The sequence below is a fragment of the Streptomyces sp. NTD91 genome (assembly GCF_059510455.1).
Map to the genome: position 1 here is coordinate 18825 of NZ_JCAJZW010000065.1, position 11252 is coordinate 30076.

The 11252-nt window shown below is 71.6% G+C and carries 10 protein-coding genes; 3 read left to right on the forward strand and 7 right to left on the reverse strand.

Translation table 11 applies throughout. The annotated features are described in order from the left end of the window. Positions 1–28 precede the first annotated feature (28 nt). Both AC5WRT_RS36310 and AC5WRT_RS36315 read left to right on the forward strand, forming a co-directional pair. Positions 29–265 carry a DoxX family protein gene (locus AC5WRT_RS36310; protein WP_496097860.1) on the forward strand — a complete coding sequence of 79 codons (237 nt, stop codon included), beginning with the start codon at positions 29–31 and terminating at the stop codon, positions 263–265. 611 nt (positions 266–876) lie between these two features. Beyond that, on the forward strand, positions 877–2643 hold the full coding sequence (locus AC5WRT_RS36315) for an FAD-dependent monooxygenase (protein ID WP_496097850.1): 1767 nt from the start codon (positions 877–879) through the stop codon (positions 2641–2643). 333 nt (positions 2644–2976) lie between these two features. Here the strand turns inward: AC5WRT_RS36315 and AC5WRT_RS36320 are convergent, their stop codons facing one another. From AC5WRT_RS36320 to AC5WRT_RS36345, 6 genes are all read right to left on the reverse strand, one after another. Then, the gene (locus AC5WRT_RS36320; RefSeq protein WP_496097851.1) at positions 2977–3669 is read right to left on the reverse strand and encodes a hypothetical protein; all 693 of its coding nucleotides are present in this window, start codon (positions 3667–3669) and stop codon (positions 2977–2979) included. A 140-nt stretch (positions 3670–3809) separates the two neighbouring features. Continuing rightward, a complete protein-coding gene (locus AC5WRT_RS36325; protein ID WP_496097852.1) occupies positions 3810–4163 on the reverse strand; it encodes a DoxX family protein in 354 nt (117 codons plus the stop codon). Next, on the reverse strand, positions 4163–6193 hold the full coding sequence (locus AC5WRT_RS36330; protein ID WP_496097853.1) for an acetoacetate--CoA ligase: 2031 nt from the start codon (positions 6191–6193) through the stop codon (positions 4163–4165). The genes AC5WRT_RS36325 and AC5WRT_RS36330 overlap by 1 nt, the downstream gene beginning before the upstream one ends. 16 nt (positions 6194–6209) lie before the next feature. Continuing rightward, positions 6210–7823 carry a bifunctional 3-(3-hydroxy-phenyl)propionate/3-hydroxycinnamic acid hydroxylase MhpA gene (gene mhpA / locus AC5WRT_RS36335; RefSeq protein ID WP_496097854.1) on the reverse strand — a complete coding sequence of 538 codons (1614 nt, stop codon included), beginning with the start codon at positions 7821–7823 and terminating at the stop codon, positions 6210–6212. Beyond that, positions 7820–8758: a fumarylacetoacetate hydrolase family protein gene (locus tag AC5WRT_RS36340; RefSeq protein WP_496097855.1), complete on the reverse strand. Its 939-nt coding sequence runs from the start codon at positions 8756–8758 to the stop codon at positions 7820–7822. Before AC5WRT_RS36340 ends, mhpA begins: the two co-directional genes overlap by 4 nt. Next, positions 8755–9900 (reverse strand): VOC family protein, encoded by a 1146-nt coding sequence (locus tag AC5WRT_RS36345; RefSeq protein WP_496097856.1) that lies wholly within the window; start codon positions 9898–9900, stop codon positions 8755–8757. Before AC5WRT_RS36345 ends, AC5WRT_RS36340 begins: the two co-directional genes overlap by 4 nt. 137 nt (positions 9901–10037) lie before the next feature. Here AC5WRT_RS36345 and AC5WRT_RS36350 point away from each other — a divergent pair, with 137 nt between their 5' ends. Then, entirely contained in the window at positions 10038–10676 is a 639-nt protein-coding gene (locus AC5WRT_RS36350; protein ID WP_496097857.1) for a TetR/AcrR family transcriptional regulator, read from the forward strand. Here the strand turns inward: AC5WRT_RS36350 and AC5WRT_RS36355 are convergent. Continuing rightward, positions 10642–11252, reverse strand: a 611-nt coding sequence (locus AC5WRT_RS36355; protein WP_496097858.1) for a TetR/AcrR family transcriptional regulator, incomplete at its 5' end; no start/stop codon positions are given. The genes AC5WRT_RS36350 and AC5WRT_RS36355 overlap by 35 nt on opposite strands.

An 11252-nucleotide genomic window follows, 5' to 3' on the forward strand; every position in this document is an offset into this window, starting at 1 on the left:
GATGCGCAAGGCCGCGGCCGACGTCGGCATGACCACCACCCACTACCGCCTGCTGGGTGCTCTGGAGGTGGCGGCAGCGGCCGGTCTGCTGCTCGGCCTGCGGATCACCGCGCTCGGTTCTGCCGCATCCATCGGCCTGCTCCTGCTCATGGCCGGCGCCGTCGTCGTCCACCTGCGCAGCGGCGATCCGGCGGCCCGCTGCCTGCCGGCCGTCATCGCGGGTGCCTTGACCGGAGCCCATCTCGTCGCGCTGGTCGGCGGCTAGGGCGTGTTTCGAAAGTAGCGTCGTCCGCCCGGAGGGCGGGGTCCGCGGCGTCTGGTGCGGTGCATCGCAAGGCGGAGGGTCGTCCTCGTACCGGGCGTACGTGGACGAACCCGACAATGCGGCGAGGTGCCGTGCCAGGCGTCGCGGACCAGACGGGACTTTCGAAACACGCCCTAGTGCCGCCTGGACTCCGAGGAGCATCACGATGAGCCGCATCGACGTCCGCCAGCATCTGCCGCCCTGCGCCTCCACGCGGTGGCCGGCCTAGCACAGCGTTCATACCCAGCCCGCCTCCGCAGGCCGCCTTTCGCCCGGCTCGGACGGCACCCACCGCATCTCGCCGCATTGGCCGCCGAGGCCGGGTGCGGCCTCCGAATCGACACCACTGTTTCCGTCCCCTCCGTGCCGTCCGGGCTGCCGACGCCCGCCCGCAGCGAGCGGGCGCCTCTCGGAACGACCAGCCTTTCGCATCCGTGCGTCGCCGTCCGCTCAATCCGCGGACACCCCGCCTCGATCAATCGACCGGGGAAACGCCCTTGGCGCTCTTCCCCCGCCGCTCCTGAGCCGTCCCCACCCCATGGCCCCGAGCCGTGACACCCCATGGAGTACCCATGAACGACATCGACGTCCCCGTCCTCATCGTCGGCGGAGGCGGTGCGGGGCTCACCGCCTCCATGCTGCTCAGCCGCATGGGCATCGAGTCCCTGCTGGTCACCGCCTGGCCCAGCACCTCCGTCCTGCCCAAGGCCCACGTCCTCAACCAGCGCGCCATGGAGATCATGCGCGACGCCGGCGTGGCCGACACCGTCTACGCCGCCTCCACTCCGGCCGAGCAGATGTCCCACACCGCCTGGTACGTCGGCCTGGCAGGCGACCACGAAGACTACGGCCGCAGGGTCGCCAGGATGGAGGCTTGGGGAGCCGGCGGGCACTCTCCGGAGTGGCTCGCGGCCAGCCCCGAGCGGCAGGCCAACCTGCCCCAGATCCGGCTGGAGCCGGTCCTGCGCACCCGCGCCGAGGAACTCGCCACGGCCCGGGTCCGCTTCCACCACGAACTGACCGCACTTGCCCAGGACGACGAGGGCGTCACCGCCGCCGTCACCGACCGCGAGACGGGCGAGACCTACCGGGTGCGGGCCCGTTACCTGCTGGGCTGCGACGGCGGCCGCACCGTCGGCCCCGCCGTGGGCATCGTCCAGGAGGGCGTGCGCGACCTCGCCCGCGTAGTCTCCTTCCACATCTCCGCCGACCTGTCCCAGGTGGCGACCGACCCTGACGTGTTGATCCGCTGGCTGTGGCTGCCCGACCTCGGCATCCCGGGCGTGCTCGTGCCCATGGGCCCCGACCACTGGGGCCCGGAGTCCGAGGAGTGGGTCTTCCACCTCAACTACGGGCCCGATGACGGTCGCGCGCTGGACGACGAGTCCGTGCTGGCCGACCTGCGCACGGGGCTGGGCCTGAGCGAGGAGGACGTGACGGTCCACATGATCTCCCGCTGGACCCTGGAGGGCGTGGTCGCCGACCGCTACCGCGCCGGCCGCGTCCTGATCGTCGGCGACGCCGCCCACCGGCATCCGCCAACCGGCGGCCTCGGCCTGACCTCCGCCATGCACGACGTCCAGAACCTCGCCTGGAAGCTCGCCGCCGTGCTGCAGGGCCATGCCGGCGACGCCCTGCTGGACACCTACGAGGCCGAGCGGCGCCCCGTGGACGCCACCAACGTCCAGCGCTCGCTGGAGAACGCCATGAACCACATCGCCATCAACGCCCTCTTCGGCGGCGGGCCCGGGGCCGACGAGGAGGAGAACTGGCGGCAGGCACGCCGCCTGTGGAGCGAGGATCCCGCCGACGCCGACTTCCGCCGCACGTTCCTGGCCGCCGTGGCCGCCCAGTCCATGGAGTTCAACGAACTGGGCGTCGAGTTCGGCTACACGTACGAGTCCGCGGCCGTCGTCCCCGACGGCACTTCCGCACCCGAGAACCCCGACCCGGTCCGCATCTACCAGCCCGCCGCCCGCCCCGGACACCCGCTGCCCCACGCCTGGCTGGAGGACCTCGACGGCCATCGCGTGGCCCTGGCCCGCCTGGTGCGCCCCGGCCGGTTCCTGCTGATCGCCGGGGAGGACGGCCAGGCTTGGCGCGAGGCCGCCGAAAAGATCGCCGCCGAGAGCGGGCTGCCGCTGGACGCCATCCGGATCGGCCACGTCGACGGCGACTATCGCGACCCGCGCTCCACCTGGACCGCCGCCCGCGGGCACACACCGCAAGGCGCCGTCCTCGTGCGCCCGGACCGCTTCATCGGCTGGCGCGTCCATGGCGCGGCCACCGACCCGGTCGCGGAACTCACCGCCGCACTGGACTCCCTCCTCGCACGGTAGGGCTCATCTGCCGTAGCACCCGGCCTGCCGATCACCGCCGCAGTCGGCGGGCCGGGCCCACACCCTCATCTCCGCCTCGTCTCCGGGACACAGCGGCACTGCGGCACCCGCCCACCCTCGCCACAGGTCGTGGAGGCCACAGGAAGGAACCCCCGTGAACGATCGCCGAACTGAGCGGAGGCATTCCATCCGCTGCGCCAACCGTCCCAGCTGTCGCAGGGCTGTCGGGCGTTGTTCCGGGCGCTCCTCCCGCGGGCCGACCTGTCGGCGTGACCGCAGGAACCGTGATCTCCTGATCGCAGCAGGAGCGTGCTCGGCCGGGCGGGTGCCGCGTCAGCGGCTCGTGTCGGCGTCGCCGTCGTCATGGGAAGAACGCCGCGGCCTCCTGTCGCCCGGCGCGGAGTCGCCCCCTTCCTCTTGCAACAGCTCGAGGAGTGCGGCATCCGCTCTTCTCCGGTCTTCCTTCGTCAGCTCGACCGGTGCGTTGTTGTAGACGGTGTAGCGATCCGGATCGATGATGTTGGCGGCCCGCAGCGTGAACGTCAGCAGGCGGCGCCACCCCTTGCGGTGGCCAACCCTCGCCTGCAACTGGACCTGGTAGTCACGAGCTTCCGGCATGAACCCGGAGAACGGCGCCTCGAACTCGATGAAGACTTGTTGCGCTTCTCTCCCGGGCACGACGAAGCCCGCCGGGAGCTTCGCGTCCTCGTCCGGCCCAGGCTGGAGGCGGGACGGTGAGGACACCCACAGCAGCGGCAGGTGAGAAGCGGGCTCGTCGGGGAAAGTCAGGACGAGGTCCTGCACGACGATCGGCTTGGGGCCGGTGTTGTGAAGGACGAGCGGGAGCCGCAGGCGGGCCGTGGACGAGTGGATGATCGCTGCGAAGGCGTGCGGCTCCCAGGTCTTCAGCCGCCCTTGTCTGGCGTTGAGCCACCAGAACGACGCCACGGTGAAGAGCAGAGCGCAGACCGACACCACGCCGGCGCCTGTGAGTGATGAGGACGCGGCCTGATCGGTCGCGGTCATCAGAGGAACCACAGATTCAGTGTGTCAGCCCCGGCGTGGGCTCGCTAACAGGACCAGGGTCCTGTGCCGCCTGCGCGCAGCAGGCGGCCAGCACGACGCTCATGCCTGTCACGGGTGGCTGCTACGGCGCCCGTCCAACGTCACGAGCCGCCACCGGCAAGGAGCACGAGATACCAGGCGACCAGCGCCGCGCACGCCACGGCGGGGACGAGTTTCGGGGGCCCGTCTCCTTTGCGCACGTGCGTGGTCACGGCACCGGCGAGGAGCGCAAGGAGGCCGAGGCCGGCCAGCTCTCCGAGCAGCGGCAGGACCGGGCCCACCGCTACGCCGATGGCGCCCGCCAGCTCCAGCGCACCGATCAGCCGGTAGGCCGAGGTGGTGAAGCCGGCGTGGACGGCCAGCTCGGGCATCGGGCCGAGGGCCAGGATCTTGGCCACGCCCAGCAGGGCGAAGATCAGCACGATCGGACAGGCAAGGGCGCCGGAGAGGCTCATCAGGCGTCCTCGACGGTGTGCGGGTGACGGGCCTGGCGGCGTTCGCCTCCCAGGTCGGCGAAGTAGGCGAGGAGGTCCGGGTTGTCGACCGCCGAGGGATTGAGGACCTGCTCGGCGGGGGCGCCCTGGAGGAGGCGCTTGACCGGGACCTCGAGTTTCTTGCCGGTTCTGGTGTGCGGGATTGCCGGCACGGCGAGGATCTCGTCGGGGACGTGGCGGGGTGAGGCGCCGGTGCGGAGGGCGTCGCGGATCTTCTCGCGCAGGGCGTCGTCCAGCGTGACTCCGGGCGCCGGGACGACGAACAGGGGCATCCAGTAGCCGCCGTCGGGTTCCTCCGCGCCGATGACGAGGGCTTCGGTGATCTCGGGGAGGCGTTCGACGATGTCGTGGATGTCGGCGCTGCCCAGGCGTACGCCGTTGCGGTTGAGGGTGGCGTCGGAGCGGCCATGGACGATCACCGAGCCGTGACCCGTGATCGTGATCCAGTCGCCGTGCCGCCACACGCCCGGGTAGGCGGTGAAGTAGGCGTCGCGGTAGCGGCTGCCGTCGGGGTCGTTCCAGAAGTACAGCGGCATGGAGGGCATCGGGCGGGTGACGACCAGTTCGCCGACCCGGTCGACGACCGGCCGTCCCGCGCCGTCGTACGCCGCGAGCGCCACGCCGAGGTTGGGGGCCGACAGTTCACCCGCCCACACCGGGGTGGTGGGGGCGCTGCCGGCGAAGCCGGAGACGACGTCCGTGCCGCCGCTGGTGGAGGCGAGCTGGACGCCTGCGCCGACGTGGTCGCGGACCCAGGGGTAGGCGGAGGCCGGCAGGGCTGCGCCGGTGCAGCCGATGACGCGGATTGCCGACAGGTCGTGCACGGCGGGGTCGACGCCGAGCTTGGCCATGGCCAGCAGGTACTGGGGGCTGGTGCCGAAGACGGTGATCTTGTGGCGGGCGGCCAGCTCCCACAGGACGTCCGGGTCCGCCACCGGCGCGGGGCTGCCGTCGTAGGTGCAGGTGGTGGCGCCGGTCAGCAGGGTGGAGACGACCAGGTTCCACATCATCCAGTGGGTGGTGGTGTACCACAGCAGGCGGTCCCCGACGCCCAGGTCGCAGTGCAGGCCGAGGGTCTTGAAATGCTCCAGCAGGACGCCGCCGTGGCCGTGGACGATGCCTTTGGGCAGGCCGGTGGTGCCGGAGGAGAAGACGATCCACAGCGGGTGGTCGAACGGGACCGGCGTGACGGCGAGGTACTCGGTGCGGGTGGCCGCGTCCTCCCAGGGCACCGTCAGCTTCGTGTGCCGAGTCTCGGGCCGGGCGAGCCCCAGGTGATCCACGAGCACGGTGGCCTTCAGTGTGGGAAGGGCACCGGCAAGTTCGAGCGATGCGGCGCGGCGGTCGTGCGTGGTGCCGTTGAAGAGGTAGCCGTCGGCCGTGACGAGCACCGCCGGTTCCAGCTGGGCGAAGCGGTCGGCCGCAGCCTTGGGCGCGTAGTCCTGGCCGCACACCGACCACACCGCGCCCAGGCTGGCGGTGGCGAGGAAGGCGATGACGGCGTGGGGGGTGTTGGGCAGGTAGCCGACCACCCGGTCGCCCTGTCCGACGCCCAGGTCGCGCAGGGTGGCGGCGACGGAGGCGACCTGGGCGCGCAGCTGTCGTCCCGTGATCTCGTAGGCGGCTCCGGTCTCGTCCAGTGCGGTGATCGCGGGTGCGTCCGGGTGGAGGTTGCGCAGGGCGTGGTGGGCGTAGTTGAGGGTGGCGCCGGGGAACCAGCGGGCGCCGGGCATGGTCTCCTCGGCCAGCACCCGCTCGTGCGGTGTGGCGGCGTCGATGTCGAAGTACTCCCACACCGCGGCCCAGAAGCCTTCCAGGTCGGTGACGGACCAGTGGTGCAGGGCCTGGTAGTCGGTGGGGTCCTGGATGCCGTCGACGCTCCGGTGCCGGGCGGTCCAGCGGGCGAAGTCCGCGATGCGGCTGCCGGCGGCCGTCTTCGGGTCGGGCGGCAGGAAGGGCTCCGGACAAGGCGTGGCGTGCGGGGCGGTCATGGTGTGGTGTTCCTCGTCAGGGTGCGGGCCGGGCTTCGGCGGGACGGCGGGCCGTGTGCAACAGGGGAGCCCAGGCGGCGGCGTCGGTGAAGTCGCCGGTGCCGGTGGGGACGGTGTCCAGTACGACGCGGTCGGGGCGCAGGAGGGCGGCGTCCGCCCGGCCGCGTGCCAGCCAGGCGGCCAGGGTGCCGTCGTCGTCCAGGTCGTCGACATGGATCACGGAGGCGTCCAGGGCCGTGGCCACGCCCGTCATCCGTGCCGTGGGCGGCACGGCGGTCAGTACGGCGAAGGAGTCCCCGAGGACGTCGTCCAGGCGCTCTCGCGTGCCGTGGTACTGCACCCAGGGTTGTGGGCAGAAGGTGCCGGCCAGTGAACGGCCGGTCAGCCGGGGGCGGCGTCGTACCAGCGGATTGGCCGTCAGCGCGGGGCTGAGGTCGCGGCTCACCGCCGCGGTCACGCCGGGGAGGCGGCATGCCGCGCCCACCACGGCCCGGCGGAGGGCCGCACCGCGGTCCTGCCCCCCGGTCATGGCCCAGCCGACGGCGACCGCTACACGGATCACGTGGCGGGCGTGCGGCTTGCGCTCCTGCTGGTAGGTGTCCAGCAGACGGTCGTCCGCGCCCTGCTGAAGGACGCGGGCGAGTTTCCAGGTGAGGTTGCGGGCGTCACGCAGGCCCGCGCACAGGCCCTGCCCGATGAAGGGCGGGGTGAGGTGGGCTGCGTCGCCCAGCAGGAAGACGCGTCCTCGGTGCCACCGGTCGGCGAGGCGGGCGCGGAAGGTGTACCGCGCCTGCCGGATCACCTTGAAGTCGTCGCCCCCGTGGGCGGCGGACGGCAGGTCGACCCAGGGGGCGACCAGCTCGTGCAGTTGTTCCAGCCCCTCGGGGCCGTCCGTGGACTCGCCCTCGGCCAGCCGGAACTCCCAGCGATAGCGGTCCTCGCCGACTCGCATGAAGGTGGCCGGCCGGGTGGGGCAGCAGATCTGCTCGGCGCCTTCCCAGGTGCGCACCGGGAGGCTGGTGCGTACGTCGATGACCCGCCAGCTCTCCTCGAAGTGCAGGTCCTCCCACACGGCGCCGATGGCGTCGCGGGTGAGGCTGCCGGCGCCGTCGCAGCCGAGGACGGCATCGGCCCATACGTGCTCGTTCTCGTCGGTGCCGTCGCGGCGGAAGGTGACCCGCACCGGACCCGCGGCAGCGGGCGATCCGTCGCTGTCCTGGCTGACGGACACGACCTCCACCCCGCCCCACAGCTCGCACTCGGGGCGGCGGGCCAGGGCGTCGCGCAGCAGCCGTTCCAGCTCCGGCTGGTCGAACATGCTGGTCTGCGGGAAGCCGTGGTGTCCGTGCAGGGACCGCGGGAACTCGGCGATCACGCGGCGCCGGGCGTCCAACAGCCGCAACCCGGGCGCCGGACGGGCGAGGGCGGCGAACTCCTCGTGGACACCGACGCTCTGCAGGATGCGGCGGACCTCGTCGTCCACGACGACGGCACGCGGCAGCGGGTAGACGTCCTGGTGACGTTCGAGGAGCAGGCTGCGCACCCCGTACCGGGCGAGCAGGAGCGCGGCCGTGACGCCCACGGGTCCGGCACCGATGATGACCACCGGCCTCCTGGCTGCGGCGCTCACCTCGCGTCCGCCACAGCGGTCCGCTGCTCGCCCAGGTCGATCCGCCCGTCGGGGGTGGCGATGGTGGCGGTGACGAGGTCACCGTTCTGGAGGTAGTGGGGGTTCTTGGCCTGGCCCTTGAAGAAAGCCTTCCACTTCAGTGCGGGCGGCAGCAGGGCTGCGATCTTCTCGACGGGCTTGGGCGGGGCCTTCAGGGCGGTGCCGCCGGGCGTGCCGGTGAGCAGCAGGTCGCCCGGGTCGAGGGTCTGGAAGCGGGCGAGCAGGGTGAGCGCTTGCGCGGGTCGTACGATCATGTCGGCGAGCGTGCGGTCCTGGCGCGGTACGCCGTTGACCGACAGCCGCAGCCGCAGGTCGATCAGACGTGCGAAGTCCTCGGGCTCCAGCAGGGCCAGGTAGGGACCCGTCGGGGTGAAGGTCGGGTAGGACTTGCTCTCGTAGAACTGGGTCTTGGTCAGCTGGACGTCGCGGGCGCTGACGTCGTTGGTCAGGACGAGCCCGGCGACATATGAAGGCAGGTCCCGCTCTTCCACAACGGTGCCCACCGGCAGCGGCGCACCCATGACGAGGCCGAGTTCCACCTCGTAGTCGAGGAACTTCACGTGCGCGGGGCGGACGATCGGCTGGTGCGGGCCGCTGACCGAGCCGGACGCCTTGCGGAAGAAGGTGGGCGGGATGTCACCGGTGAAGCCCGAATCGCGGGCATGGCTACGGTAGTTGACCATCTGTGCGACCACCCGGCAGGGGGTGGTGACCGGGGGCAGCGCCACCAGGTCGGCGACGGGTGTGCCGCCGGCGGCGGAGGCACCGGCGTCGCGGACCGCGTCCCGGTCGGCGATCAGCTCGGCGGTGGTGGCCGCCTTGGTCTCGATACGGACGGCGCGCTCGTCCCGGACGGCCCACCAGCCGTCGGGGGTGCGCAGCACGTTGGTGCTCATGAGCTCATCGCTTTCATCAGGCCCAGCAGGCGTGCGGGGTCGAGTTCGTTGTCGCCGCGCAGGGCCGTCATGACCTCGCGGAGCTTGGCGGGTGAGGGGCTGGCGCCCAGGAAGTCGCGGGTGACGGGCGGGCCCCACTGCGCGAGGCCGCTCGCCGACATCGGTGCCCAGCCGGGTTCGAGGTCGCAGGAGAACAGGTCGCCGTCGGCGAAGTGCTCCAGCATGAAGCGGTCGGGGTCGCGCCAGTAGTCGAAGAGCTGGCTGCCCTGGATGTGCCGGCCGATGCCCCAGCTGCGCCGGTAGCCGCGCTCGGCCAGGTACTCCCCGCCGGCGGCGATCGCGTCGAGGTCGGTGATCTGGTAGGCGGAGTGGACGTAGCCGGTGCCGGGCCCCAGATGCAGGGCGAGGGTGTGGTGGTCGACGGCCAGGCTGCCCTGGTCGCAGCGGATGAAGGCCATGGTCGGCCCGCGCTGGCGCTGCCCGTCCAGGAACAGGAAGTCGGACACGATCATCCCCAGGGTGTCCAGGTACCAGTCCAGGGCCCGTCTGAACACCCGTGTCTCCAGCACCACGTGCCCGAGCCGCTGAATGCGCGACGGCTCGCGGGGCGGCCGCTGGGTGGCGTTCGTACGGCGGTCTTCGACTCCGGTGTTGAGGATCAAGGGCTGCTGCCCGGGCAGAGCGGGCAGTTGCTCGGCGCAGTGCACGACCCGGACCGGGAAGCCGGAGGGATCGAGCAGGGTGACCGACTGTCCGCCGCCGGGTACGTCGATGTCCCGGACCTCACTACCGGTCGCGCGGGCGAGCCGGTCCAGATCGCCCCGTTCGGCCGCGCGGAACGCCGGCCCGATGAAGCGGGATGTCGACCCGCGGCGGATGACCATGCAGGGGGAGCCCGCGAAGGTGCCGCGCAGCCACAGTTCCCGCTCGGTGCGGGCGGCGACGGCGAATCCGAAGTCACGGGCGAACACCTCGGCCCGGTCCAGGTCCGGCTTCTCGAACTCGAGCCAGGCCAGATCCGCCACTTTGATCACGGGATTCCGGGCTCGTCCGGGGTGTTCACCGCGCAGGGCGCCCTGCTCACTGTGGAGGTCTTGGTGGGGCGTCAGAGGACCGCCCTTGTTAACGGGGATGTGGGACATGGTGTCCTCCAAGCAACACTGCCGTAATGAGGAAATCATCAACTCTGCCGTTTCTCGTCGTCAATAGGCGCAGCCAAATAATTGAGGATCTCATCAGTAATGGCAGTGCCATCGTGGCGGCCGTTACACTGGGCCGTATGCCGACGTCAGCCCCGCCCAGGAACCGCTTCGAGCGACGCCGTGCCGAGACCCGCCAGGCGCTCGTCCGCGCGGCCCGGCAGATCCTCGCGGAAACCGGGGACACGAGCGCGAGCATCCAGGCCATCGCCGAGCGCGCCGATGTCGGCTTCGGGTCCTTCTACAACCACTTCGAGTCGAAGACGGAGCTGTTCGACGCGGCGGTGACGGACGCCCTGGAGGAGTTCGGGCAGGTCATCGACGCGCGCGTGGAAGGCATCGACGACCCCGCCGAGCTGGTCGCGGCCGGCTTCCGGCTCACCGCCCGGATGGCCGACTCCCACCCGGAACTCATGCGGATCCTGCGCGACCGCGGCCTGGCCCACATCCACTCCGATCGCGGCCTCGCCCCACGCGCCCTGCGCGACCTGGAGATCGGCATCGCCTCAGGTCGTTTCACCTGCGGCAACGCGACCACCGCCCTGTCCGCCCTGGGTGGCACCCTGCTCTCGCTGGTGGCTCTCCGGCTGGACCACCCGGACCTCGACGGCGACGAGGCCGCCTCCGACCTGGCCGAGATGGTCCTGCGCATGCTCGGCCTCGCTGCGGACGACGCCCACGAGGTCACCCGGCGCCCACTGCCCGATCCCGCCCGATGACCTCCTGCACCTGAAGCGCGGCCCTTGGTGGTGCTACGCCGGCCGCGACGAGGAACGCGGTTGCCGCGGCCTCACCATGTGGGTCCGCCCACGGGCATGCGGCGTTCTCCTCGGCGAGGGCCAGCATCAGTGCCTCCAGCGCTCGGGCGAGGACAGGTGCGGGAAGGTGATCCGCGAAGACGCCTTCACGCTGACCGCGCCGTAGGGTTGCCACGGCTTCTGCGCGGGCCGGTGCCAGGGTGGTGCGGATCTCGTCCTCTCCCGGACGGCGCCGTCCCAGGGCGATGAGCATGCGGTAGTGGTCGCCCACCGTCCATGCGGCCAGCACCATCCGTGTCATCGCCTCGACCGGGTCGGCATCCGCGGTACGGGCTCCGGCGAGCGCCTGCCGGAGTTCATGGCCTGCTTCCTGTGTCAGGTCGGCGATCAGCGCCTGCCGGCTGGGGAAGTGTCCGTAGAGGGTGCGCCGGGCGACGCCGGCCGCCTGAGAGATGCTGTCGAGACTCGCGTCCGGGTCCTCCAGCAGTTGCTGCCGGGCGGTCGCGAGGATGCGTCGGCGGTTGGAGTGAGCATCCC

Coding starts and splice junctions, on each gene's coding strand:
- AC5WRT_RS36310 (WP_496097860.1), top strand. CDS start 29: ATGACCACCACCCACTACCGCCTGCTGGGTGCTCTGGAGGTGGCGGCA.
- AC5WRT_RS36325 (WP_496097852.1), bottom strand. CDS start 4,163: ATGAGCCTCTCCGGCGCCCTTGCCTGTCCGATCGTGCTGATCTTCGCC.
- AC5WRT_RS36320 (WP_496097851.1), bottom strand. CDS start 3,669: ATGACCGCGACCGATCAGGCCGCGTCCTCATCACTCACAGGCGCCGGC.
- AC5WRT_RS36350 (WP_496097857.1), top strand. CDS start 10,038: ATGCCGACGTCAGCCCCGCCCAGGAACCGCTTCGAGCGACGCCGTGCC.
- AC5WRT_RS36315 (WP_496097850.1), top strand. CDS start 877: ATGAACGACATCGACGTCCCCGTCCTCATCGTCGGCGGAGGCGGTGCG.
- AC5WRT_RS36345 (WP_496097856.1), bottom strand. CDS start 9,900: ATGTCCCACATCCCCGTTAACAAGGGCGGTCCTCTGACGCCCCACCAA.
- AC5WRT_RS36330 (WP_496097853.1), bottom strand. CDS start 6,193: ATGACCGCCCCGCACGCCACGCCTTGTCCGGAGCCCTTCCTGCCGCCC.
- AC5WRT_RS36340 (WP_496097855.1), bottom strand. CDS start 8,758: ATGAGCACCAACGTGCTGCGCACCCCCGACGGCTGGTGGGCCGTCCGG.